At 54.7% G+C, this 25,554-nt stretch carries 21 protein-coding genes, 2 tRNA genes and 3 rRNA genes; 24 read left to right on the forward strand and 2 right to left on the reverse strand.

Annotated features, from left to right (window positions below; translation table 11 throughout):
- Positions 1–5 precede the first annotated feature (5 nt).
- The gene (gene bamD, locus EBA31_RS03170) at positions 6–737 is read right to left on the reverse strand and encodes an outer membrane protein assembly factor BamD (RefSeq protein ID WP_020825299.1); all 732 of its coding nucleotides are present in this window, start codon (positions 735–737) and stop codon (positions 6–8) included.
- A 131-nt stretch (positions 738–868) separates the two neighbouring features.
- Here bamD and rluD point away from each other — a divergent pair, with 131 nt between their 5' ends.
- From rluD to EBA31_RS03215, 8 genes are all read left to right on the forward strand, one after another.
- Complete coding sequence (gene rluD / locus EBA31_RS03180) at positions 869–1,846, forward strand: 23S rRNA pseudouridine(1911/1915/1917) synthase RluD (RefSeq protein WP_020825300.1); 978 nt, start codon at positions 869–871, stop codon at positions 1,844–1,846.
- Positions 1,846–2,577 carry a purine nucleoside phosphorylase YfiH gene (gene yfiH, locus EBA31_RS03185; RefSeq protein ID WP_122077305.1) on the forward strand — a complete coding sequence of 244 codons (732 nt, stop codon included), beginning with the start codon at positions 1,846–1,848 and terminating at the stop codon, positions 2,575–2,577. The genes rluD and yfiH overlap by 1 nt, the downstream gene beginning before the upstream one ends.
- Positions 2,578–2,707: 130 nt before the next feature.
- The gene (gene clpB, locus EBA31_RS03190; RefSeq protein WP_122077308.1) at positions 2,708–5,281 is read left to right on the forward strand and encodes an ATP-dependent chaperone ClpB; all 2,574 of its coding nucleotides are present in this window, start codon (positions 2,708–2,710) and stop codon (positions 5,279–5,281) included.
- A 564-nt stretch (positions 5,282–5,845) separates the two neighbouring features.
- Positions 5,846–7,386: ribosomal RNA gene (locus EBA31_RS03195) — 16S ribosomal RNA — on the forward strand.
- 145 nt (positions 7,387–7,531) lie between these two features.
- Positions 7,532–7,607: transfer RNA gene (locus EBA31_RS03200), tRNA-Glu, on the forward strand.
- A gap of 232 nt (positions 7,608–7,839) precedes the next feature.
- Positions 7,840–10,747: ribosomal RNA gene (locus tag EBA31_RS03205) — 23S ribosomal RNA — on the forward strand.
- Between the two features lie 102 nt (positions 10,748–10,849).
- Positions 10,850–10,965 (forward strand): 5S ribosomal RNA (rrf, locus tag EBA31_RS03210).
- Together the 16S, 23S and 5S rRNA genes with 2 tRNA genes alongside form the textbook arrangement of a ribosomal RNA operon.
- 95 nt (positions 10,966–11,060) lie before the next feature.
- A tRNA-Asp gene (locus tag EBA31_RS03215) sits at positions 11,061–11,137 on the forward strand.
- A gap of 188 nt (positions 11,138–11,325) precedes the next feature.
- Here EBA31_RS03215 and EBA31_RS03220 read toward each other — a convergent pair.
- The gene (locus tag EBA31_RS03220) at positions 11,326–11,715 is read right to left on the reverse strand and encodes a hypothetical protein (RefSeq protein WP_115060041.1); all 390 of its coding nucleotides are present in this window, start codon (positions 11,713–11,715) and stop codon (positions 11,326–11,328) included.
- 284 nt (positions 11,716–11,999) lie between these two features.
- Between EBA31_RS03220 and EBA31_RS03225 the strand changes: the two genes are divergently transcribed.
- From EBA31_RS03225 to EBA31_RS03300, 16 genes are read left to right on the forward strand one after another with little or no spacing between them, the layout of a single operon-like run.
- A complete protein-coding gene (locus tag EBA31_RS03225) occupies positions 12,000–12,722 on the forward strand; it encodes a beta-ketoacyl synthase chain length factor (RefSeq protein WP_122077312.1) in 723 nt (240 codons plus the stop codon).
- Positions 12,722–13,540, forward strand: a complete 819-nt coding sequence (locus EBA31_RS03230; protein WP_122077316.1) for a 1-acyl-sn-glycerol-3-phosphate acyltransferase — start codon at positions 12,722–12,724, stop codon at positions 13,538–13,540. The genes EBA31_RS03225 and EBA31_RS03230 overlap by 1 nt, the downstream gene beginning before the upstream one ends.
- A gap of 4 nt (positions 13,541–13,544) precedes the next feature.
- On the forward strand, positions 13,545–13,805 hold the full coding sequence (locus tag EBA31_RS03235; RefSeq protein ID WP_122077320.1) for a phosphopantetheine-binding protein: 261 nt from the start codon (positions 13,545–13,547) through the stop codon (positions 13,803–13,805).
- A gap of 9 nt (positions 13,806–13,814) precedes the next feature.
- Positions 13,815–14,066: an acyl carrier protein gene (locus EBA31_RS03240; protein ID WP_046374464.1), complete on the forward strand. Its 252-nt coding sequence runs from the start codon at positions 13,815–13,817 to the stop codon at positions 14,064–14,066.
- Positions 14,067–14,104: 38 nt separating this feature from the next.
- Complete coding sequence (locus tag EBA31_RS03245; RefSeq protein WP_122077323.1) at positions 14,105–14,662, forward strand: hypothetical protein; 558 nt, start codon at positions 14,105–14,107, stop codon at positions 14,660–14,662.
- The gene (locus tag EBA31_RS03250; RefSeq protein ID WP_122077327.1) at positions 14,629–16,002 is read left to right on the forward strand and encodes an AMP-binding protein; all 1,374 of its coding nucleotides are present in this window, start codon (positions 14,629–14,631) and stop codon (positions 16,000–16,002) included. The genes EBA31_RS03245 and EBA31_RS03250 overlap by 34 nt, the downstream gene beginning before the upstream one ends.
- Positions 15,999–16,343, forward strand: a complete 345-nt coding sequence (locus tag EBA31_RS03255) for a 3-hydroxyacyl-ACP dehydratase FabZ family protein (protein ID WP_020825309.1) — start codon at positions 15,999–16,001, stop codon at positions 16,341–16,343. Before EBA31_RS03250 ends, EBA31_RS03255 begins: the two co-directional genes overlap by 4 nt.
- A complete protein-coding gene (locus EBA31_RS03260) occupies positions 16,334–18,052 on the forward strand; it encodes a glycosyltransferase (protein ID WP_122077331.1) in 1,719 nt (572 codons plus the stop codon). Before EBA31_RS03255 ends, EBA31_RS03260 begins: the two co-directional genes overlap by 10 nt.
- On the forward strand, positions 18,049–18,477 hold the full coding sequence (locus EBA31_RS03265; RefSeq protein ID WP_046374459.1) for a thioesterase family protein: 429 nt from the start codon (positions 18,049–18,051) through the stop codon (positions 18,475–18,477). Before EBA31_RS03260 ends, EBA31_RS03265 begins: the two co-directional genes overlap by 4 nt.
- A complete protein-coding gene (locus tag EBA31_RS03270; RefSeq protein ID WP_122077335.1) occupies positions 18,474–19,079 on the forward strand; it encodes an outer membrane lipoprotein carrier protein LolA in 606 nt (201 codons plus the stop codon). The genes EBA31_RS03265 and EBA31_RS03270 overlap by 4 nt, the downstream gene beginning before the upstream one ends.
- Entirely contained in the window at positions 19,069–21,375 is a 2,307-nt protein-coding gene (locus EBA31_RS03275; protein ID WP_122077339.1) for an MMPL family transporter, read from the forward strand. The genes EBA31_RS03270 and EBA31_RS03275 overlap by 11 nt, the downstream gene beginning before the upstream one ends.
- Entirely contained in the window at positions 21,375–21,947 is a 573-nt protein-coding gene (locus EBA31_RS03280; protein ID WP_020825314.1) for a DUF3261 domain-containing protein, read from the forward strand. The genes EBA31_RS03275 and EBA31_RS03280 overlap by 1 nt, the downstream gene beginning before the upstream one ends.
- Entirely contained in the window at positions 21,947–23,116 is a 1,170-nt protein-coding gene (locus tag EBA31_RS03285; protein WP_122077343.1) for a beta-ketoacyl-[acyl-carrier-protein] synthase family protein, read from the forward strand. The genes EBA31_RS03280 and EBA31_RS03285 overlap by 1 nt, the downstream gene beginning before the upstream one ends.
- Entirely contained in the window at positions 23,113–23,586 is a 474-nt protein-coding gene (locus EBA31_RS03290) for a hotdog family protein (RefSeq protein ID WP_122077346.1), read from the forward strand. Before EBA31_RS03285 ends, EBA31_RS03290 begins: the two co-directional genes overlap by 4 nt.
- Positions 23,583–24,314 (forward strand): 3-ketoacyl-ACP reductase FabG2, encoded by a 732-nt coding sequence (locus EBA31_RS03295; protein ID WP_115060019.1) that lies wholly within the window; start codon positions 23,583–23,585, stop codon positions 24,312–24,314. The genes EBA31_RS03290 and EBA31_RS03295 overlap by 4 nt, the downstream gene beginning before the upstream one ends.
- A complete protein-coding gene (locus EBA31_RS03300) occupies positions 24,311–25,540 on the forward strand; it encodes a beta-ketoacyl-ACP synthase (RefSeq protein ID WP_122077349.1) in 1,230 nt (409 codons plus the stop codon). The genes EBA31_RS03295 and EBA31_RS03300 overlap by 4 nt, the downstream gene beginning before the upstream one ends.
- Positions 25,541–25,554: the final 14 nt, after the last annotated feature.

Raw genomic sequence — 25,554 nt, forward strand, 5'->3', positions numbered from 1 at the left:
TCAGACTATGCCGGGTTGGCGCTAATCACTTTGGCCACTTTGTCGGCCTGGCCGTTCAGTTGCAACTGCTTGTACGCATTTTCCATCAGCGGCAGCGCGTCGCGCGTCGCTTGAGTATCAGGGAATTCACGCAGCATCTGTTCAGCACGATTAACGACCGCGACGTAGGCACCGCGTTTAGTGTAGTATTCCACCACCGAAAGCTCATACTTGGCCAGGCGGTCTTTCAGATACACCAGACGCTTGTTGGCATCGGTTACATACTGGCTGTTCGGGTACTGCTGAATCAGCTGGCTGAAATCGCGAAATGCAGCGCGAGCATGCTGTGGATCGCGGTCTGAACGATCGACCCCGAAGAAGCCTTGCAGTGCACTGTCATCCAACGCCATATCGGTCAGGCCACGCATATACATCACGTAGTCGATGTTTGGGTGCGTTGGGTTCAGACGCATGAAACGATCGATAGATGCCTGAGCCATAGGTAAATCGGCAGATTTATAGTAGGCATAAATCAGGTCCAACTGTACCTGCTGAGAGTAGGGTCCGAAAGGATAGCGGTTATCTAACGCTTCGAGTTGCGTAATCGCGCCCTTAAAGTTACCGTCCTGCAGTTTTTGCTGGGCAGTAGCATAGATTTCCGAAGGCGGGTTGTCGGGAACCGCATCCTTGGATGTGGAGCAACCTGCCAGCGCCAGGCTCAACGTGGCTGCCGCCACCAGATATTTCATACGCGTCATGACGTTTTGATTATCCTCAGGGTGTTATTCCGGGAGACTGTCCGTTAAGCTCCCGACAAAGACCAGTTACAATAGCACATTATATTAAACGGCATCGCCGTGAAAACCCAACGTTAACGAAGAAGCTGCATATGGCACAACAAGTACAACTCACCGCAACGGTGGCCGAATCTCAACTCGGACAACGTTTAGATCAGGCTTTGGCCGAATTGTTCCCTGATTATTCACGATCTCGCATAAAAGATTGGATCCTGGACGATCGGGTGCAGGTCAATGGCAAAACGATAAACAAACCGAAAGAGAAGGTGCTGGGGGGAGAGACGGTCGCCATTGATGCACAGATAGAAGAAGAGGCCCGTTGGGAACCGCAGGACATCGCGCTGAATATCGTCTACGAAGACAGCGACATTTTGGTCATCAACAAGCCGCGCGACCTGGTTGTGCATCCTGGCGCCGGTAACCCGGACGGCACGGTGCTCAATGCGTTGCTGCATTACTATCCTGAAATCGCCGACGTACCGCGTGCCGGTATCGTGCACCGTTTGGACAAAGACACGACCGGTCTGATGGTAGTGGCGAAAACCGTTCCGGCGCAGACCCGGTTGGTGGAAGCGTTGCAGGCACGTGAAATCACCCGTGAATACGAAGCTGTCGCCATCGGTACCATGACCGCCGGCGGTACCGTCGAAGAGCCGATTTCGCGCCATTCAACCAAACGTACCCACATGGCGGTCCACCCGATGGGTAAACCGGCGGTGACGCATTACCGCATTATGGAACACTTCCGCGCACACACTCGCCTGCGTCTGCGTCTGGAAACCGGCCGTACCCACCAGATCCGTGTGCATATGTCGCACATTAACCACCCGCTGGTGGGCGATCAGCTGTACGGTGGTCGTCCACGTCCGCCAAAAGGGGCTTCGGAGGCATTCATTGCCACACTGCGCGGTTTCGATCGCCAGGCACTGCACGCCACCATGCTGCGTTTATATCATCCAATCAGCGGTATCCAGATGGAGTGGCATGCGCCGCTGCCGCAGGATATGGTCGATCTGATTAACGCACTGAAGCTCGATACCGAAGAATTCAAAGATCAGATGAACTGGTAATGGATTCGCTTATCTTGCCCGATTGGCCACTGCCTGCAGGGGTAAAAGCCTGCAGCAGCACCCGTAACGGTGGCGTAAGTCGGCCGCCGTACGGTTCGCTCAATCTCGGCACTCACGTGGGTGACGAGACTCAGGTGGTGGCGGATAACCGTCAACGTCTGGTCGCGGCGGCGAACCTGCCGCAGATGCCAGTCTGGCTGGAGCAAGTGCATGGCACGCGCGTGGTGCGACTGGATGGGCAAACGCCTGTCGATTTGCAAGCGGACGCGGTTTACAGCAATGTGTCAGGGCAGGTGTGCGCAGTGATGACAGCAGACTGCTTGCCGGTTTTATTCTGCTCGCAGTCTGGTGATGAAGTCGCTGCAGCTCATGCCGGTTGGCGTGGATTGTGTAACGGCGTGCTGGAGCAGACTTTAGCGGCGTTTTCCACTCAGCCTGCAGGCATCAGCGTTTGGCTCGGCCCGGCGATCGGCCCGCAGCAGTTTGAGGTAGGGCCGGAGGTCCGCGCGGCATTTATTGCTGTTGATCCCGGCGCTGAGCTGGCTTTTGCCCCTCGCGGCGATAAATACCTCGCAGATATCTATTTACTGGCTCGTCAGCGTCTACAACGCGCAGGGGTTCATGCTATCTATGGCGGAGACCGTTGTACGGTGAGCGAAATCAGTCATTTTTTCTCCTATCGACGCGACGGAATAACCGGACGTCTGGCAAGTTTAATCTGGCTGATATAACCTATTGAATTAGGACGGTCCAACGGCGCATGATGTAGTACCGAAAATATACAGTCGAAATAACCTTGAAAATTTGAGGGATGACCTCATTTAATCTCCAGTAGCAATTTCGACCAATCTTGGAGGTGTTATGCGTCTGGATCGTCTTACTAACAAATTCCAGCTTGCCCTCGCCGATGCCCAATCTCTAGCCCTTGGGCGCGACAACCAATTTATTGAACCGTTACATCTGATGAGCGCTCTGCTCAATCAGGATGGGGGCACGGTTCGCCCATTATTAACTTCTGCCGGTATCGATGCTGGGCGCGTGCGCACCGAGATCGAACAGGCCTTGTCTCGTCTGCCTCAAGTTGAAGGTACCGGTGGTGACGTTCAACCGTCGCATGAGCTGGTGCGTGTCCTGAATTTGTGCGACAAGCTGGCACAAAAGCGGGCGGACAAATTTATCTCATCCGAACTCTTTGTTCTGGCGGTGCTTGAAGATCGCGGTAACTTGACCGATCTGTTGAAAGCAGCCGGTGCAACGACCGATAAAATCAGTAAGGCCATTGAGCAAATGCGAGGCGGTGATAGCGTGGAAGATCAAGGTGCTGAAGACCAACGTCAGGCGTTGAAGAAATACACTATCGATCTGACCGAGCGTGCTGAGCAGGGCAAACTGGACCCGGTTATCGGCCGTGACGAAGAGATACGCCGTACCATTCAGGTGCTGCAACGTCGTACCAAAAACAACCCTGTGTTGATCGGCGAACCTGGCGTGGGTAAAACCGCCATCGTCGAAGGCCTGGCTCAGCGCATCATCAATGGCGAAGTGCCGGAAGGTTTGAAGCATAAGCGCGTGTTGTCCCTCGATATGGGGGCGTTGATCGCTGGTGCTAAATATCGCGGCGAGTTTGAAGAGCGTCTGAAAGCCGTTTTGAGCGATCTGTCTAAACAGGAAGGCAGCGTCATCCTGTTTATAGATGAGCTGCACACAATGGTTGGTGCAGGTAAAGCCGATGGTGCGATGGATGCGGGCAATATGTTGAAACCTGCGTTGGCACGCGGGGAGCTTCACTGTGTCGGCGCGACAACTCTCGACGAATATCGTCAATATATAGAGAAGGACGCGGCGCTTGAACGTCGTTTCCAGAAAGTGTTTGTCGCCGAACCCAGTGTTGAAGACACCATCGCTATCTTGCGCGGTTTGAAAGAACGTTATGAACTGCATCACCACGTGCAGATCACCGACCCGGCAATCGTTGCGGCGGCGACGCTGTCGCACCGCTATATTTCCGATCGTCAACTGCCGGATAAGGCCATTGACCTGATTGATGAGGCGGCGTCCAGCATCCGCATGCAGATGGACTCCAAACCGGAATCGCTCGATCGCCTTGAGCGCCGGATTATTCAGCTCAAGCTGGAGCAGCAGGCGTTGAGTAAAGAGTCGGACGACGCCAGCAAGAAACGCCTGGAAATGCTGAGCGGTGAGCTGGAGCAGAAAGAACGCGAGTATTCAGAGCTGGAAGAAGAGTGGAAAGCGGAAAAAGCTTCGCTCTCCGGCACGCAAAATATTAAAGCGGATCTTGAGCAGGCCAAAATCAGCCTGGAGCAGGCGCGTCGCGTTGGCGACCTGGGGCGGATGTCGGAGCTGCAGTACGGCAAGATCCCAGAGCTGGAAAAACAGCTTGCCGCTGCCACGCTGGCCGAAGGCAAGACTATGAAACTGCTGCGTAACCGGGTGACCGATGCAGAAATCGCTGAAGTGCTGGCGCGCGCTACCGGTATTCCTGTCGCCAGAATGCTGGAAGGCGAACGGGATAAGCTGTTACGTCTGGAACAAGAGCTGCATTCGCGGGTCATTGGCCAGAACGAAGCGGTGAGCGCGGTATCCAACGCGATCCGTCGCAGCCGTGCCGGGCTGTCAGATCCGAACCGACCTATCGGTTCGTTCCTGTTCCTCGGTCCGACCGGGGTAGGTAAAACCGAACTGTGTAAAGCGTTGGCTTCGTTCCTGTTCGACAGCGACGACGCTATGGTGCGTATCGACATGTCCGAGTTTATGGAGAAACATTCGGTATCCCGGCTGGTGGGTGCGCCTCCAGGTTATGTCGGTTATGAAGAGGGCGGTTATCTGACCGAGGCAGTGCGTCGCAGACCTTATTCAGTGATCCTGCTGGATGAAGTGGAGAAAGCGCCCCCGGATGTGTTCAACATCCTGCTGCAGGTATTGGATGATGGCCGCCTGACCGATGGCCAGGGCCGTACCGTCGATTTCCGCAATACGGTGGTGATCATGACTTCCAACCTGGGGTCTGATCTGATCCAGGAACACTTTGGTCAGATGAACTATACGCAGATGAAAGAATCGGTAATGGAAATGGTAACGCACCACTTCCGCCCGGAATTCATCAACCGTATAGATGAGGTGGTAGTGTTCCACCCGCTCGGTCAGAAACACATCGCCGAGATCGCCAAGATTCAGTTGGCACGTCTGTACAAACGTTTGGAAGAGCGTGGTTACGAAGTGACTATGACCGAACCGGCGTTGGAGCTGTTGGGCAAAACCGGTTTCGATCCTGTGTATGGGGCTCGTCCACTGAAACGAGCTATTCAGCAGGAGATCGAGAACCCGCTGGCGCAGCAAATCCTTTCCGGCAAGCTGATCCCGGGTATACCGGTGACGCTGGATGTCGAAGACGAGCATATCGTCGCCAAACAGTAACGGCTATCTATTATCTATATAGTGATTACGATAAAAGGGAGCGGGCGACCGCTCCCTTTTTATATCGGCTTTGGTTGGGTTTAAGCTGTTTGCCCTGGCAATGGCGCTAAAATCCCGTAATTTCGTCTAATAAATATCCTAAAATGGCTTTATTGGTGGTTATTTGAGCGCTTGAAAAGTTTTTTGCATTTAGGGGTTGCGGCCTTCTGAGAACTCCCTATAATGCGCCTCCACTGACCGGGAACAACGACTCCTCTAACGAGAACCAGTCGCCCAGCCAGAAAGATTCAAGCCGGTGAAAACACCGTTTCTTAATAAGAAAAAAGCTTGACTCTTCAGGTGAAAAGTGTAATATACGCCACCTCGAGTTAGCAACCTAACTCACTGCTCTTTAACAATTTATCAGACAATCTGTGTGGGCACTCCACAAGACGATATCCAGAACCTTCGGGTTCAAAAAAATATCAAGTCTTGAAGAGTGACCAAGCAGTAATTCATTTAGTTGAATTATTACGAAAGTTAATTTTCGAGCATCGCTTCACGAGTTGAAGCAAATCAAGCTTTTAATTGAAGAGTTTGATCATGGCTCAGATTGAACGCTGGCGGCAGGCCTAACACATGCAAGTCGAGCGGTAGCACAGGGAGCTTGCTCCTGGGTGACGAGCGGCGGACGGGTGAGTAATGTCTGGGAAACTGCCTGATGGAGGGGGATAACTACTGGAAACGGTAGCTAATACCGCATAACGTCTACGGACCAAAGTGGGGGACCTTCGGGCCTCATGCCATCAGATGTGCCCAGATGGGATTAGCTAGTAGGTGGGGTAATGGCTCACCTAGGCGACGATCCCTAGCTGGTCTGAGAGGATGACCAGCCACACTGGAACTGAGACACGGTCCAGACTCCTACGGGAGGCAGCAGTGGGGAATATTGCACAATGGGCGCAAGCCTGATGCAGCCATGCCGCGTGTGTGAAGAAGGCCTTCGGGTTGTAAAGCACTTTCAGCGAGGAGGAAGGGTAGTGTGTTAATAGCACATTGCATTGACGTTACTCGCAGAAGAAGCACCGGCTAACTCCGTGCCAGCAGCCGCGGTAATACGGAGGGTGCAAGCGTTAATCGGAATTACTGGGCGTAAAGCGCACGCAGGCGGTTTGTTAAGTCAGATGTGAAATCCCCGCGCTTAACGTGGGAACTGCATTTGAAACTGGCAAGCTAGAGTCTTGTAGAGGGGGGTAGAATTCCAGGTGTAGCGGTGAAATGCGTAGAGATCTGGAGGAATACCGGTGGCGAAGGCGGCCCCCTGGACAAAGACTGACGCTCAGGTGCGAAAGCGTGGGGAGCAAACAGGATTAGATACCCTGGTAGTCCACGCTGTAAACGATGTCGACTTGGAGGTTGTGCCCTTGAGGCGTGGCTTCCGGAGCTAACGCGTTAAGTCGACCGCCTGGGGAGTACGGCCGCAAGGTTAAAACTCAAATGAATTGACGGGGGCCCGCACAAGCGGTGGAGCATGTGGTTTAATTCGATGCAACGCGAAGAACCTTACCTACTCTTGACATCCAGAGAATTCGCTAGAGATAGCTTAGTGCCTTCGGGAACTCTGAGACAGGTGCTGCATGGCTGTCGTCAGCTCGTGTTGTGAAATGTTGGGTTAAGTCCCGCAACGAGCGCAACCCTTATCCTTTGTTGCCAGCACGTAATGGTGGGAACTCAAAGGAGACTGCCGGTGATAAACCGGAGGAAGGTGGGGATGACGTCAAGTCATCATGGCCCTTACGAGTAGGGCTACACACGTGCTACAATGGCGTATACAAAGAGAAGCGAACTCGCGAGAGCAAGCGGACCTCATAAAGTACGTCGTAGTCCGGATCGGAGTCTGCAACTCGACTCCGTGAAGTCGGAATCGCTAGTAATCGTAGATCAGAATGCTACGGTGAATACGTTCCCGGGCCTTGTACACACCGCCCGTCACACCATGGGAGTGGGTTGCAAAAGAAGTAGGTAGCTTAACCTTCGGGAGGGCGCTTACCACTTTGTGATTCATGACTGGGGTGAAGTCGTAACAAGGTAACCGTAGGGGAACCTGCGGTTGGATCACCTCCTTACCTAATGATATTGATTCGCGTGAAGTGCTCACACAGATTGTCTGATAGAAACGTAATGAGCAAAAGCGCTACCTGTTGATGTAATGAGTCACTGACTCATGCTGATACGAACCGATTAAGACAGTCAGTTTAATCGGATTTTCGTGTCCCCATCGTCTAGAGGCCTAGGACACTGCCCTTTCACGGCTGTAACAGGGGTTCGAATCCCCTTGGGGACGCCATCCGATAATGAGTGAAAGACATTATCACCGGTTCTTGAAACCGAAAACATCTTAAAGATGACTCTTGCGAGTCGTGTTTAAGATATTGCTCTTTAACAATCTGGAACAAGCTGAAAATTGAAACATGACAGCTGAAACTTATCCCTCCGTAGAAGTATTGGGATAAGGATTAACCTGTCATAGAGTCTCTCAAATGTAGCAGCACGAAAGTGGAAACACCTTCGGGTTGTGAGGTTAAGTGACTAAGCGTACACGGTGGATGCCTAGGCAGTCAGAGGCGATGAAGGGCGTGCTAATCTGCGATAAGCGTCGGTAAGGTGATATGAACCGTAATAACCGGCGATACCCGAATGGGGAAACCCAGTGCAATTCGTTGCACTATCATACGATGAATACATAGTCGTATGAGGCGAACCGGGGGAACTGAAACATCTAAGTACCCCGAGGAAAAGAAATCAACCGAGATTCCCCCAGTAGCGGCGAGCGAACGGGGAGGAGCCCAGAACCTGAATCAGTTCTTGTGTTAGTGGAAGCGTCTGGAAAGTCGCACAGTAAAGGGTGATAGTCCCGTACACTAAAATGCATTAATTGTGAGTTCGATGAGTAGGGCGGGACACGTGACATCCTGTCTGAATATGGGGGGACCATCCTCCAAGGCTAAATACTCCTGACTGACCGATAGTGAACCAGTACCGTGAGGGAAAGGCGAAAAGAACCCCGGCGAGGGGAGTGAAATAGAACCTGAAACCGTGTACGTACAAGCAGTGGGAGCACCTTCGTGGTGTGACTGCGTACCTTTTGTATAATGGGTCAGCGACTTATATTTTGTAGCAAGGTTAACCGTATAGGGGAGCCGTAGGGAAACCGAGTCTTAACTGGGCGAATAGTTGCAAGGTATAGACCCGAAACCCGGTGATCTAGCCATGGGCAGGTTGAAGGTTGGGTAACACTAACTGGAGGACCGAACCGACTAATGTTGAAAAATTAGCGGATGACTTGTGGCTGGGGGTGAAAGGCCAATCAAACCGGGAGATAGCTGGTTCTCCCCGAAAGCTATTTAGGTAGCGCCTCGTGAACTCATCTTCGGGGGTAGAGCACTGTTTCGGCTAGGGGGCCATCCCGGCTTACCAAACCGATGCAAACTCCGAATACCGAAGAATGTTATCACGGGAGACACACGGCGGGTGCTAACGTCCGTCGTGAAGAGGGAAACAACCCAGACCGCCAGCTAAGGTCCCAAAGTCATGGTTAAGTGGGAAACGATGTGGGAAGGCATAGACAGCCAGGATGTTGGCTTAGAAGCAGCCATCATTTAAAGAAAGCGTAATAGCTCACTGGTCGAGTCGGCCTGCGCGGAAGATGTAACGGGGCTAAACCATGCACCGAAGCTGCGGCAGCGACGCTTAGGCGTTGTTGGGTAGGGGAGCGTTCTGTAAGCCGTTGAAGGTGACCTGTGAGGGTTGCTGGAGGTATCAGAAGTGCGAATGCTGACATAAGTAACGATAAAGCGGGTGAAAAGCCCGCTCGCCGGAAGACCAAGGGTTCCTGTCCAACGTTAATCGGGGCAGGGTGAGTCGACCCCTAAGGCGAGGCCGAAAGGCGTAGTCGATGGGAAACAGGTTAATATTCCTGTACTCGGTGTTACTGCGAAGGGGGGACGGAGAAGGCTAGGCTAGCCGGGCGACGGTTGTCCCGGTTTAAGCGTGTAGGGGGAGTGACCTGGTAAATCCGGTTACTTATCAACCCTGAGGCGTGATGACGATGCACTACGGTGCAGAAGTAGTTGATGCCAAGCTTCCAGGAAAAGCCTCTAAGCATCAGGTAACACAGAATCGTACCCCAAACCGACACAGGTGGTCAGGTAGAGAATACCAAGGCGCTTGAGAGAACTCGGGTGAAGGAACTAGGCAAAATGGTGCCGTAACTTCGGGAGAAGGCACGCTGGCGCGTAGGTGAAGAGACTTGCTCTCGGAGCTGAAGCCAGTCGCAGATACCAGCTGGCTGCAACTGTTTAATAAAAACACAGCACTGTGCAAACACGAAAGTGGACGTATACGGTGTGACGCCTGCCCGGTGCTGGAAGGTTAATTGATGGGGTCAGCCGCAAGGCGAAGCTCTTGATCGAAGCCCCAGTAAACGGCGGCCGTAACTATAACGGTCCTAAGGTAGCGAAATTCCTTGTCGGGTAAGTTCCGACCTGCACGAATGGCGTAATGATGGCCAGGCTGTCTCCACCCGAGACTCAGTGAAATTGAACTCGCTGTGAAGATGCAGTGTACCCGCGGCAAGACGGAAAGACCCCGTGAACCTTTACTATAGCTTGACACTGAACATTGAGCCTTGATGTGTAGGATAGGTGGGAGGCTTTGAAGCGTGGACGCCAGTCTGCGTGGAGCCAACCTTGAAATACCACCCTTTAATGTTTGATGTTCTAACTCGGCCCCATAATCTGGGGTGAGGACAGTGTCTGGTGGGTAGTTTGACTGGGGCGGTCTCCTCCCAAAGAGTAACGGAGGAGCACGAAGGTTAGCTAATCACGGTCGGACATCGTGAGGTTAGTGCAAAGGCATAAGCTAGCTTGACTGCGAGAGTGACGGCTCGAGCAGGTACGAAAGTAGGTCTTAGTGATCCGGTGGTTCTGAATGGAAGGGCCATCGCTCAACGGATAAAAGGTACTCCGGGGATAACAGGCTGATACCGCCCAAGAGTTCATATCGACGGCGGTGTTTGGCACCTCGATGTCGGCTCATCACATCCTGGGGCTGAAGTAGGTCCCAAGGGTATGGCTGTTCGCCATTTAAAGTGGTACGCGAGCTGGGTTTAGAACGTCGTGAGACAGTTCGGTCCCTATCTGCCGTGGGCGTTGGAAGATTGAGAGGGGTTGCTCCTAGTACGAGAGGACCGGAGTGAACGCACCACTGGTGTTCGGGTTGTCATGCCAATGGCACTGCCCGGTAGCTAAGTGCGGAAAAGATAAGCGCTGAAAGCATCTAAGCGCGAAACTTGCCTCGAGATGAGTCTTCCCTGGGCCTTTAAGGTCCCTGAAGGAACGTTTAAGACTAAGACGTTGATAGGCTGGGTGTGTAAGTGCAGCGATGCATTGAGCTAACCAGTACTAATGATCCGTGAGGCTTAACCTTACAACACCAAAGGTGTTTTAGAGAGATTGTAGAGATTTTCAGCGAGTTCCGAGATTGGTTTCAATGGCTGCGGGAGTGGCGGTTGGAATGAAACAGAATTTGCCTGGCGGCAATAGCGCGGTGGTCCCACCTGACCCCATGCCGAACTCAGAAGTGAAACGCCGTAGCGCCGATGGTAGTGTGGGGTCTCCCCATGCGAGAGTAGGACACTGCCAGGCATCAATTAAACGTTATCAGCCTGACAACTGGTAATGAGCAGGATCGCCAAGCGCGGTTTTGCCCACATCGAAAGATGTGACGTAAAAGAATCGGTGGAGCGGTAGTTCAGTTGGTTAGAATACCTGCCTGTCACGCAGGGGGTCGCGGGTTCGAGCCCCGTCCGTTCCGCCACTTATTTGATAAGCCCTGAGTCTATGACTCAGGGCTTTTTCATATGCAAAATTCAAGAAAATCCAAATCACTACGTGATTTATGCGATGAAAATCTGCTTTTATAAATCATTGTCTGAATTGTGCACCAATATAAAGAATAATATACCCGGCAATGTTATTCTCGCCGGGTAGTCTTTTTCTTTATCGTTATTTGATATTCTGACGGGCCAGTTCCAGTTGAATATCTTTATCCAGGTTGGCGACCCAGCGGTTATAATTCGGGTGAATATTTCCGCCTTTGGCATCCATATTACTGCTGGCAATATACTTAATCTGATAACTATTCGAATTGTAATTTATACGAATATCGGCGCTATGGCCACGCAGTAAGATCTTGCCATCGATCACACCGTCACTGACTGGGTTCATGATCCAACCACGGTTAAGCCCTGCGGCGAGAATGGCCTGACGCACCTGCGCATTACTGTGGCTACCTGCAACGTTTTGACTGACGTTTTTTACTGGCGCAGTGCCTGCACAGCCGCTGACCAGAATCGCTGCGAATACACCAGTTAAAATGAGTTTTAAAGGTTTCATACTCTTTTCCATGAGTGTTCGTTATTAAGATGTGTAATATTCATACATGAGATGTTATGTATGCTTACCCTCAATAAGATACTCCTCCGGGAGATTTTCGACAAATATTGCGGCTTTTCATTGTGATAATTCCCTCTGCGCTCAAGTCTCATGGCGTTATGTCGATAAATAACTCTAATCGGTTAATCGCGCATTTCAACTAAAAATAGGAATTTTGGGAATGCAATCCAGGATTAAATATAATAGATTTAGCCACGGAACTTTTCTGACCGGTAATACCATTAATGGCGGGCGACATGAATATACTCAGTTGGTGGGCAATGGCTCCCGATCGTGGAACGCGTGAAGCATGGCGTCAATGGTCATCAGATGACTTTCTTGCCTCCGATTATCAGGGCTCGTTGCCTGCCTGTTCTCATATCCCCATGATGTCGCTGCGCCGAATGAGCGCCGGAACGCGTTTGGCAGTAGAAAGCGGGCTGATCTTATTGAAGGACTATCGGGCAGATATGGCGATCTTCACCAGTCGGCATGGTGAGCTGGAGCGGACGCACAAGATTCTTCAACATCTGCATCAGGAACAACCGCTATCGCCAACGGATTTTGCCATGTCGGTGCATAACACGGCGGCGGGATGGTTAACGATTATAGCGAAGAATACCTTGCCAACCACCTCGTTGGCTGCCGGCGAGGACAGTTTTCAGCAGGGCATGATAGAGGCTCAGGCCTTGTTAGCTACGGGCAGTGCGCAGCGGGTGTTATTAATTGATTTCGACGGTACCGTACCGGATGTCTACCGGCCTTTCGCGCCAGAAAATACATTCCCTTATGCCGTCGCCCTGTTGCTGGAAAACGGTGGCTCGTTACACTGCAAGGTTGCTGAATCGGCGCAGGTTGAGGCTAGCCGTCGGGAACCACAGAGTATGGCATTTTTACGCGGTTGGCTTGGCGCTGATGATGCATTCACGGTCCCCGGCCAACGGCATGACTGGGTGTGGGGACGCTGATGGAAAATGCGATGCCTGCAGAAAATACGCCGGAACAATCCTCATGGTTTAACCGTTGTTGGCGGGTGATAGCTACGGGTTTTTGTTTCTCGTTGTTTGGCCTGGGCGGTCTGTTATTGTCCGGTGTTTGGTTTAATCTTATGCGTCTTGCAGTGCGTGATCCTGCTCGTCGCAACCAACTGACGCAAAGTTCTATCCGCCACAGTTTCCGTTTCTTCCTGGCTACCACGAGGTTTTTCGGCGTACTGGACTACCATTTCGACAATGCGGAGCGCTTTCGCGAAGATCCCGGCTGTTTGGTGATCGCCAATCATCCCAGCCTGTTGGATTACGTGTTATTGGCTTCGCAAATGCCACGTTGCGACTGCATAGTGAAAGAGGCTTTGCTGAGCAATGTGTTTGTCAGCGGAGTGATCAAGGCCGCCGGATATCTGGCCAATGCGCAGTCGGATATATTGTTGGAACAGTGCGGACAAAGGCTGGCTGCCGGGGGGACAATCTTAATCTTCCCGGAAGGCACCCGCACCACACCAGGCAAGGCTCTGGCACTGCAGCGAGGAGCGGCCAATATTGCGCTGCGCGGTCAATGTAGCATCCGCATTGTGCATATCCACTGCCACCCCCCCATGCTGACGAAGCAAGGCAAATGGTATAAGATCCCGGCGGTAAAACCGCAATTCCGGATCACCGTTCAGGATAAGATCGACACCCGCGCATTCATTCATGCAAATGATGTTTCGCCCGCCCTTGCGGCAAGAAGATTAACCCAGCATTTAACTGACGCTTTACAGTCAGAACCTATAAATAATGAGAAATAGCGTAATGAATTTATTGAGCACCGAAATCAAGCAATTGATCATTGATACGCTCAATCTTGAAGGTATGACACCGGAGGAGATTGACGCCGAAGCGCCGCTGTTTGGTGATGGACTGGGTCTGGACTCCATTGATGCATTGGAACTGGGGCTGGCTTTAAAGAACCGTTACTGCGTGGTGCTGTCGGCTGAAAGCCAGGATATGCGCCAACACTTTTATTCCGTGGAAACGCTGGCGAAGTTTGTTTCTGCACAGCGTAGCCAATAAGGGGTTTTCATGGATAAGCAAGAAATTTATCTGCAAATTCAGGCGCTGCTGGTCAAACTGTTCGAGCTGGACGCCGATGACATCAAGCCAGAGTCCCGTTTGTACGAAGAGCTGGAGCTAGACAGCATCGATGCGGTGGATCTGGTGGTGCACCTGCAGAAAACGACCGGCAAAAAGATCAAACCGGAAATGTTCAAGTCGGTGCGAACCGTACAAGACGTGGTTGACGCCATTGATGAACTGCTGAAGTCAGAAAGCTAAGGCTGCGGGCTAAGGTGGAGAGTCGTTGGCTGACCCCGATGTTGCGGTTGCTGCAGGGCGCAGTATGGCTGGTGCTGTTGCTGTATCCGCTGGCGGTTTGGGTCGGCCTGACGCATTGGGGAACCGCTCTCCTGGCACCGTTATTGGTGGGGGTCTTTAGCTTGCGCCTGCTGATGTTGCGCGGGAAACTGCGCCAACAAATGTGGCTGGGAAAAGCCTTGGCCATAGTGGGCATCTTGCTGGCGCTCGCCAGTTGGGCGTTAAAGCAGAGCCACTGGTTGCTGTACTACCCGGTGCTGGTCAACGTAATACTGCTGCTGCTGTTTGCCTACTCGCTGTTTGCCCCGCCTACGGTGGTGGAGCGATTGGCCCGTATAACGGAACCGCAGTTGGACGCTGCCGGCATTGCTTATACTCGCCGGGTGACTCAGGTGTGGTGCGGGTTCTTTATTGTTAACGGTGCGATAGCGCTGACAACCTGTCTGTCCGGTGATATCACACTCTGGACGCTGTATAACGGCGGCATCAGCTATCTGCTGATGGGGGCATTAATGGGTATTGAATGGATAGTCAGGAAAAGGATCCGGCACGCCTGAGTTTGCCAATGAACCGCTGGCTCAGCACGCAACGCGATGATTCGGTGCCGATCGCCTGGCGTGGCGATCAGCTATTCTGTCTCGGCCAATTTCGCCGTGATGTTGCCGCATTGGCCGCGATACTGGCGAGTAGGGAAGAGCACCGCTGGGCGCTGTGCTTTGATGATAGCTATCGCTTTGCCGTCGCCTTGCTGGCGTCGCTGTATGCCGGCAGGCTGCCGGTGATTTTTGGTCACCAGCGAGAAGCTATCCTCAAAGAGCAACGAGCGGATTACGATGCGCTACTGACCGACTTGCCTCTCGATCCTGGCGTGCCCGTTTTGGCTGTGCGCGAGGGCGGTTGTGAGGATATCGCGCTACCCGCCTGGCCTCAGGATCCTCGTTTTATTCTTTACACTTCCGGCTCGACCGGCCAACCGCAGGCTGTGTGCAAATCCGTCGCCTGCATGGACCGTGAAAGCGAACTGTTGGCAGCCGCTTTTGGTGACGTCTTGCGAGGATGCTGCGTCGTCGCATCGGTATCCCATCAGCATATGTATGGCCTGAGCTTCCGGCTGTTTCTGCCGCTGGCTTTAGGGCTGCCGTTTGATGCGCAGTTGACGCAATACCAAGAGCAGTTGATTGCCCGACATCAGGGCCGGCGTTTGGTGTTTGTCAGCAGCCCGGCGTGGCTCAAGCGTTTGGATAATCGTTTGACGCTCGCCGAGTGCGTGGAGGTTTTTTCCGCCGGCGGCCCGTTATCCGAGGTGGAAGCACAGCTTGCCCGGCAAATGCTGGGGGTATTGCCACTGGAAATCTACGGTACCACGGAAACCGGTTCACTGGCCTGGCGCAGGCAAAATCGGGACATTGCCCTGTGGCAGCCGTTTGCTTGCGTCAGGTTAAAGGTGGATTCAGACAATCGGATTGAGGTTATGTCACCCCTGATACCTGACACGGGTAAAACGTTGCTGAGCGACATTATCGAACTGGCGCCGGATGGTCGACAATTCCAGTTAAATGGCCGCGCCGACCGCATTATCAAGCTGGAAGAGAAACGGTTGTCGTTAACCGAGGTGGAACGTCGCCTGGTGGCCTTGCCGGAGGTTGCCGATGCTGCCGTGCTAACGCAGCAGCAAAGAGGGCGCACGCTGCTGGTGGCCGTTGTCGTGCTATCTCCGTACGGCGAGCTCCGCCGACAAAGCTTGTCCGAAGGGGCTTTTACCCGTGAACTGCACCAGGCGCTGCGGGGCTGGCTGGAGTCGGTGGCTCTGCCGCGCAGTTGGCGCATTATCGATGCCATTCCGCTTAATCCGCAGGGCAAGCGCGCCTATGCTGAGCTACAGGAGCTGTTCTTATGATGCAACCTGAGGTGCTGCAACAGCAGGTGAGCGATGCTACCCATGCCAGCCTGCAGCTGCATTTGCCCGCTGAACTGTTTTGGTTTCGCGGCCACTTTCCGCAGCATCCAATCCTGCCGGGGGTCACGCAACTGAACTGGGTCATGCAGTATGCCCGTCAGTTGCTGGCTATCGAGGCCGGATTCAAAGGGATCGAGGTGGTCAAGTTCCAACAACCGTTACTGCCGGGGCAGAGGGTGTTGCTGCAACTCGAATGGCAACCGGAACGGCACAAGCTGTTGTTCAGCTATCGCGTCGGTGAGGCGATCGCCAGCAGCGGCAAGATCTCGTTATGTCAGTAAGCGCCCCTTTTTCCCCCTGTCTTCTTATCCCTTGTTTTAATCACGGGCAGATGATGGCCGCGGTACTGACATCGTTGGCGGATTATGGCCTGCCTTGCCTGGTGGTGGACGACGGCAGCGCTGCTGCCACCGCCGAAACGCTACAGCGGCTGGCCGCCGAACTGCCCTGGGTTAGCCTGTTGCGGTTGGAAAAAAACCAGGGGAAGGGCGCAGCGGTCATCGCCGGTCTGCAATTGGCTCAGCGACAGGGCTACAGCCATGCTTTGCAGGTGGATGCCGACGGTCAGCATCAACTGAGTGATATACCGGCCATGATTGCCGAAGCGCGCGCTCATCCGGACTGTCTGATTTCCGGCCGGCCAGTCTATGACAGCTCGGTACCCAAAGCGCGCCTGTATGGGCGTTACGTCACCCACGTCTGGGTGTGGATCGAAACCCTGTCGCTGTCATTAAAGGACAGCATGTGCGGTTTCCGCGTTTACCCGGTAGCGCCGACGCTGGCGTTGACGGCGCGCCAACCGCTTGGCAAACGCATGGATTTCGATACCGAAGTGATGGTCCGGCTGTATTGGCAGGGGGTGCAAAGCCGTTTCTTGCCGACGCGGGTTACTTACCCGGTCGATGGCGTTTCGCATTTCGATGCGCTGCGCGATAACTTGCGTATTTCCTGGATGCACACCCGGTTGTTTTTCGGCATGTTGCCGCGGATTCCGCGTTTACTGCGTCAACGCCAACGGGCGAAGAAAGCGCAGCATTGGTCAGCAACTCAGGAGCGTCATGGCCTGTGGGGGATCCGAGTTATGCTGCAGGTCTACCGGATGTTTGGCCGCCGGGCATTTCAATGGCTGCTGTACCCGGTGATCGGCTACTTTTGGCTGACCGGGCGTGCCCAACGTGAAGCTTCGCGTGATTATCTGCAACGTCTGCGGCAGTTTGCCCACAATCGACAGCAACCATTACCCACGCCGCTCAACAGCTTTCGGCACTTTATGCGTTTTGGCGATGCGATGCTCGACAAGCTGGCGAGCTGGCGTGGTGAACTTCGTGACGTTCGGCTGGTAGATCCCGCAGCCTGTGAACGGCAGATCGCTTCCGGCAGAGGTACGCTGATCCTGGCCTCGCACTTGGGGGATATCGAGTCTTGCCGCGCTTTGGGTGAGTTGAATTCTGGCGTCAAGGTGAATGCTCTGGTGTTTACCGAGCATGCCGAGCGCTTCAATCAGGTGATGAAAGAGGTCAACCCTCGTGCCAACCTTAACCTGATACCGGTGACTTCATTGGGGCCTGAAACCGCCATGCGTCTGCAGGACAAACTCGACGCCGGCGAGTGGGTGGCTATCGTTGGCGATCGCACCTCGGCCGGAAAACATCAGCGCGGTGAGCAACCGAGGGTGGTGTGGAGCCGCTTTCTCGGTCAATCGGCACCTTTCCCTCAGGGGCCTTTTGTTCTGGCCGCTGCGCTGCGTTGTCCGGTATACCTGATGTTCGGTCTCAAACAGCAGGGGCGTCTGAACGTTTATTTCGAACCGTTTGCCGATCCGCTGTCATTACCCCGGCAGCAGCGCCAACAGGCGTTGCAGGATGCGGTGGACCGCTATGCCGCCCGGCTGGAGCATTATTGCCTGCTGGCGCCGCTCGACTGGTTTAATTTTTTCGATTTCTGGCAGTTGGCGGCACCGTCGCCAACGCAACAGGGGCCTGAGACATGAAGCTTAAAGACAATCCGCGATTCTCCGTCAGGGTTGAAATCACCATCCCTTTCCATGATACCGATGCCATGGGCGTGGTCTGGCACGGGAACTACTTCCGTTATTTCGAGATTGCCCGCGAAGCCTTGCTCAAACAGTTTAATTACGGATACCGGCAGATGCAGGCCTCGGGCTATGTCTGGCCGATCGTAGATACGCGGGTGAAATATATTGCGCCTGTCCTGTTTGAGCAGCGCATCATCGTCTGTGCAGAGCTGGAAGAGTATGAAAACCGCCTGCGCATCGGCTACCGCATTCTGGATGCAGAGAGCGGAATAACCACCACCCGCGGCCATACTATTCAGGTCGCGGTGGACGCCGACAGCAAAGAAATGTGCTTTGTCTCCCCGCAAGTACTGTTGGATAACATCGAGGGGGCGCAATGAAATTTTGGATGCTGGCTGTTGTGACCTTCTTCAGTCTGGGTGTGCAGGCGGTAACGCTGCCGGAGCTGCAGCAGCGGTTTAGCCAACAGCCGGTGCTGCGCGCCGAATTTGAGCAGCAGCGCAGTATCAGCGGCATGGCAAAACCGTTAAAGTCCAGCGGTGAGCTGTTGATTTCCCAGCAGAAAGGATTGTGGTGGGCGCAACAGAAGCCTTTCCCGCTGACCCTGCTGCTGGATGATAAACGCATGGTGCAAACCCTGGCGGGCCAGCCGCCGCAGGTGATAACGGCGGACAACAACCCGCAGATGTTCCAGTTCAATCACCTGCTGACCGCGCTGTTTCATGCCGACAGCCAGGCGCTGGAACAAAACTTTGCTCTGCAGTTCACCGATTTGGGGCATAACCACTGGCGGCTGGTGCTGACGCCGAAAACCACGCCGCTCGACAAACTGTTCAAGCGCATTACCCTCAACGGTGAACAGTACCTGGAAACTATTGATATCGACGATATGCAAAGTGACGCCACCCATATTCGCTTCTTTAATCAACGTACGGTGCCGCAGGCGCTGACTGACGAGGAGCAACAGCGTTTTGCGTCCTGAACTGCATCGGCGGCTGGCATTTGGCTGGCTGGCGATTTGCCTGCTGCTGATTGCGGCCTTGTGCTGGCTGTTGCCGCGCAGTCAAATCAACAGCAGCGTCCTGGCGTTATTGCCGAAACAGCAACTGGTTGGCGTGCCGGATGAATTGGCCGACGGCTTCAGCCGCCGCCTGGATCGTCAACTGATGTGGCTAGTCAGCCCGCCGCCAGGGGCGGATAACGCCGCAGTGGATTGGTGGTGGCAGCAGCTACGTCAGATGCCCGAGCTGCAGCGGGTTGGCGGGCCTATGGATGCACAACGTCAGCAGCAGTGGGGGCGTTTTTTCAACCAGCATCGCAATGTGCTGCTGGATGATGCCACTCGGCAACGTTTGCAGCAGGGGGCAGACGCGCAGAGCCAGTGGATTCTCGGCCAACTCTATTCTGCTTTCGCCGGCGTCAGCGGCAAAGAGCTGTCGAACGATCCGTTGATGCTGGTACGTGCCTCACAGTTGGCGCAGCAACAGAACGGCGGCTTGCTGAGCCTATCCAAGGGGTGGCTGGTGGCGCGGGATGTACAGGGGCGCAGTTGGTATTTGTTGCACGCCGAGCTTAGCGCATCATCTTATGACATCAGCAGTGCCCGGCTAACGGTAGATAAACTGACAGCGTTGCAGCAACAGCTGCAGCAGCGCTGGCCGGGAACCGAAGTGCTCAGCCGCGGCACGTTGTTTTACAGCAACTACGCCAGCCAACAGGCCGAAAAGGATATTTCCACGATTGGCCTGGCGTCGGTGGCGGGCGTGTTTTTATTGGTGTTGTTTATGTTCCGCTCACCTTTGCCGCTGTTGTTGTGCGCGCTGTCGGTGGGTATTGGCGCTCTGGCCGGCACCGTCGCTACGCTGCTGGCCTTTGGCGAAATACATTTGATGACGCTGGTGCTGAGCATCAGCATCGTCGGCATTTCGGCTGACTACACGCTCTATTTCCTGACCGAGCGAATGGTGCATGGTGGGCAGTCGACGCCATTAGCCAGTTTGCAAAAGCTGTTGCCGGCATTGTCGATGGCGTTGCTGACCACCGTAGTGGCCTACCTGGCGCTGTTGATTGCGCCGTTCCCCGGTTTGCAGCAGTTGGCGGTATTTGCCGCTGCCGGATTGAGCGCCGCCTGCATTACCGTTATTTGCTGGTACCCGCAATTGTCGCGACGGTTGCCGGTACGCCCAGCGCCGGGGTTAACGCTGATCCTGAATTGGCTGCATGCCTGGCGCCATCGGCTGCTGTTGCGTTATGGGTTGCCCGGCGCGGTGCTGTTGCTGGTGGTCGCGGGGTTCAGCCAGTTGAAGGTAGATGACGACATTGGCCAACTGCAGGCATTACCTGTGGCGTTACAGCAGCAGGAGCAGCGTATCGCCGCACTGACGGGCCAACATAACGATCAGAAGTGGCTGGTGGTCTACGGCGCCAATGCCGAGCAGCTGTTGCAACGTATCGAGTTGTTGCAACCCAAACTGGCTGAGGCCAAACGGCAAGGCGTGCTGGCGGATTATCGTCTGTTGCCTCTGCCTTCTCTCCAACGCCAGCAAGAAAACAGCGCTTTATTGCAGCGCGTGGCGCCGCAGGTGATGAACAACCTGCAGCAGGCAGAGTTGGTACTGAGTACACCAGATTTAACGCCTGAATGGGTGAGCCCGCAGCAGTGGCTGGGCAGCGTGGTTAGCGAGGGTTGGCGTCTGCTGTGGCTGACGTTGCCCGATGGGCGCAGTGCGGCGCTGGTGCCCGTTAACGGCGTGAAGAACAGTGCGATGATGAAGACACTGGCGGAGCAGGTTCCCGGCACCGGTTGGATCGATCGGAAAACCGAGTTCAGTGATCTGTTTGGTCAATATCGCCTGTATCTTTCTTATCTGTTGGCATTGTCGGTTGCAGCGATTGTGCTGATTTACCTGTGGCGTTTTGGTCTGCGTCATGGCTTGCGCTGCATGGTGCCGACGCTATTTTCACTGGGTAGCGGTATTGCGGTATTGGCACTGAGTGGCCATACGCTAAATCTGTTTTCGCTGTTGGCGCTGGTGCTGGTTTTGGGGATCGGCATTAACTATACGTTGTTCTTTACCAATCCCCGGGGCACGCCGACCACCTCGATGTTCGCCATTTTTATGGCGGTATTCACCACCCAACTGACGTTCGGCATGCTGGTACTGAGCCACACTCAGGCTATCAGCAGTTTTGGTATCGTATTGAGCAGCGGAATTGCCGTGGCATTTTTATTGGCACCGCTGACGTTAGTATCGAAAAGAAAAAGAGGGAAAGCCTGATGCGCGGCTTACGAATGGTGCTGTTAATGTGGATTGTCGTGCTGGCCGGCTGCGCTGGTTCGCAGGATCCGACGCTGCCGCAGGCGTGGCTAAAACCCGGTACGCAGGTGACCTTACCACCTCCTGCGCTGGTTCAGCCGATTAATCAGCAACAGTTGCTGACCGCCGAAGTCAAAGGGCAACAGCACTCGATGCTGGTGCTGCTCAATGCCGACGGTCAGCACTTGCAACTGGTGGGCATGTCGCCGCTCGGTATCCGTCTGTTTAACCTGACCTACGATCGTCAGGGGATCCACACCGAACAATTGATCAAGGTGGGGGAACTGCCGCCAGCCAGCCAGGTGCTGGCGGATATCATGTTGAGCTACTGGCCGGTGAAGGACTGGCAACCCTTGCTGCCAGCAGGGTGGCGACTGGAAGACCAGGCGCTGGTACGTCGCTTGTATGACGAGCATGGGGCGGTGATCAATGAAATCCGTTACCAGCAGATGGACGGAAGGCGAGAACCGGTGTCGATCGCTCAATCCGCCTTCCATTACCGCATCATCATTCAAACGCTGGGGAACGAATAATGATCTATTTCTCCGCCGTAGGGATGGTGAATGCGCTGGGCAACGATCTGCCCCAGATCGCGCAAAACCTGGCGCGCGGTATTTCGCCCGGCATGCAGCAGCAGACGCAGTGGCTGACGGGCGGTGCGCCATCCTGGTTTGGCAACGTACAGGGTGATTTACCGGTGATCCCCGAGTCGCTCAAGCGGCATAATTCTCGCAATAATCGCCTGCTGTTGGCCGCTTTGGCGCAGATCGAGACGCCGGTACGCGAGGCCATTGCCCGTTACGGCGCCGATCGTGTCGCGGTGATTATGGGCACCAGCACTTCCGGCATTCACGAAGGCGAACTGGCGCTGCAACAGTATCAGGTGGGACAGTGGCCACCGGGTTACCATTATCACCAGCAGGAGCTGGGCGATCCGAGCCAGTTTCTCAGCGATTTTATCTCGACGCGTGGTCCGGCCTATACTCTGTCGACGGCCTGTTCCTCAAGCGCGCGGGCCATCATCAGCGGTAAACGTCTGATTGACGCCGGGTTAGTGGACGCGGCGATTGTAGGCGGGGCAGACAGCCTGTGCCAAATGCCGATTAACGGTTTCCACAGCCTGGAGTCACTGTCCGCGGAGCGCTGCACGCCTTTTGCAACAGGACGCAGCGGGATTAATATCGGTGAGGCGGCGGCGTTAATGCTGTTGACGCGGGAACCTGCGCCGGTGGCGTTGTTGGGCGTTGGCGAATCTTCGGATGCCTGGCACATGTCGGCACCGCATCCAGCCGGTGAAGGCGCCGAGCGTGCAATGACCATGGCATTGCAGCAGGCCGGTTTGAGTACCGACCAAGTTGGTTATATTAATTTGCACGGCACGGCCACGCGGCTTAACGATCAGGTTGAAGCCCTGGTGGTAAATCGCCTGTTTGGCGAACAAACGCCGTGCAGTTCAACCAAGCATCTTACCGGCCATACGCTGGGGGCGGCTGGAGCGGTGGAGGCAGCGCTGAGCTGGCTGTTGTTGACCCAGTCATTGCTGCTGCCGCAGCAAGATTTCAGTGCAGTTCCCCGCGATGCCGAACTGGCGCCGATCGGTCTGGTGTGTGAGCCCCAGACGTTGGGAGCGCGCGCTATCCTCTCCAATTCATTTGCCTTCGGCGGCAACAATGCCTGTTTGCTGTTGGGAGATGCTCCATGAATGCTTACCGGACGGCTGAATATTACTTACCTCATGCCTCACCGATGGTGCTGCTGGAACGGGTGCTGGAAGTGGGTGAAGAGCATGCACGCTGCGCGGTCAACGTCAGTGCGAATAGCGTGCTGGCGCCGTTTCTCGACGAGCAGGGGGCACTTCCTGGTTGGTACGGCATTGAGCTGATGGCGCAGGCGATTGGGGTTTGGAGTGGCTGGCACGGTCGCCAGAGTGCCAAGCCGCCGCAGCTGGGTATGCTGCTTGGCGGGCGGGCCATTCACTGTGAGTTGCCCGCTTTTCCTGTCGGCAGCGAGCTGGTGGTTAGCGTGCAACAGTTGTTGAAAGACGAGAAATTAGCCAGTTTTGAGTGTGAAATCAGTATCGATAATGTGCCGATCGCACAGGGCAGGTTGAACACCTATCAACCTGATCAACAAGAAATTATTCAATTGACGACCTTAAGGGGAGACGCATGATGCGTTCCGTTTTAGTCACCGGCGCCAGTAAAGGGATCGGTCAGGCCATAGCCTGCCGCCTGGCTGCGGATGGCTTTTTGATTGTAGTCCACTACCACAGCGATAAGACCGGGGCAGAACACACCTTGCAGCAAATTGTCAGTGCCGGCGGGCAAGGGCGATTGATGCAGTTTGATATCAGCAACCGCATGCAGTGCCGTGAGGTGTTGGAGCAGGATATTGAAACCCACGGCGCCTACTACGGCGTAGTGAATAATGCAGGGATCACCCGCGACGGCGCTTTCCCGGCGTTAAGCGAGGAGGATTGGGATGGGGTGATCCATACCAATCTCGACAGCTTCTACAACGTGCTTCACCCCTGTGTCATGCCAATGATTGGCCTGCGCAAGGGCGGGCGGATCATCGCGCTGTCGTCGGTGTCGGGCGTCATGGGCAACCGTGGACAGGTAAACTACAGTGCGGCCAAGGCAGGTGTGATTGGTGCCTGTAAGGCGTTGGCTATCGAACTGGCGAAACGCAAAATTACCGTTAACTGCATCGCTCCGGGTTTGATCGACACTGGCATGATCGACATCGAGCCGGCGGCGCTGGATGAAGCGATGCGGGCAATCCCGCTTAAGCGTATGGGATCGGCGGAAGAGGTGGCGGGGTTGGCCAGCTACCTGATGTCGGATATCGCCGGCTATGTAACGCGGCAGGTCATTTCCATTAATGGAGGAATGGTATGACGCAACGAGTGGTCGTCACCGGCATGGCGGGCGTTACGGCGTTCGGCAATAGCTGGGCAGAGGTGTCCAGCCGGTTGAAGCAGGGCAAGAATGCGGTGCGTTACATGACGCAATGGGAAGAATACCAGGGGTTGAACACCCACCTCGGTGCCCCGATCGAGAATTTCGTACTGCCTGATCACTATACGCGCAAGCGTATTCGTTCCATGGGCCGTGTTTCGCTGTTGGCGACTCGAGCGACGGAACTTGCGCTCGAACAGGCCGGGTTGCTGGGCGAGAAGGTGCTGATTAACGGTGAGACCGGTATCGCCTACGGCTCTTCGACCGGCAGCACCAAGCCGGTCAGTGAATTCGCCACCATGCTCACCGAGAAGCACACCGGCAATATTACCGGCACCACCTATGTGCAGATGATGCCTCATACCGCGGCGGTAAACACTGGCCTGTTCTTCGGCCTGCGGGGCCGGGTGATCCCGACATCCAGTGCCTGCACCTCCGGCAGTCAGGCGATTGGTTATGCCTATGAGAGCATCCGCCACGGTTATCAGACGGTGATGGTGGCCGGCGGGGCCGAAGAGCTGTGCCCTTCGGAAGCGGCGGTGTTCGATACGCTGTTTGCAACCAGCCAGCAGAACGATCGCCCCGAGTTTTCGCCACGGCCGTTTGACCGTCAGCGAGATGGATTAGTGATTGGCGAAGGGGCAGGTACGCTGATCCTGGAGTCGCTGGAACATGCACAGGCGCGTGGTGCGACCATTTACGGCGAGGTTATCAGCTTTGCCACCAACTGTGATGCGGCACATATCACTCAGCCGCAGCAGGAAACCATGCAGATTTGCATGCAGCAGGCGCTGAGGGCTTCCGGGTTGGCAATCGGTGATATCGGCTATATCAGTGCCCACGGCACGGCGACCGATCGTGGCGATATCGCGGAAAGTCAGGCAACGGCGGCGATTTTCGGCAATCGAACGCCGATCTCCTCGCTGAAAAGTTATTTTGGCCATACGTTGGGCGCCTGTGGTGCGTTGGAAGCCTGGATGACGTTGGAGATGATGCGCGAAGGCAGCTTCGCCCCTACCATCAACCTCAGCGAACCGGACAGCGCCTGTGGCGATCTGGACTACATCATGGGCGACTATCGTCAGATTGATACCGAGTTTGTGCAGTCGAATAACTTCGCTTTCGGCGGCATCAATACTTCACTGATCCTGCGCCGCTGGGCGTAATCTTGCACTGCCGG

The sequence above is a fragment of the Serratia sp. P2ACOL2 genome, assembly GCF_003691565.1.
Lineage (GTDB): Bacteria > Pseudomonadota > Gammaproteobacteria > Enterobacterales > Enterobacteriaceae > Serratia > Serratia liquefaciens.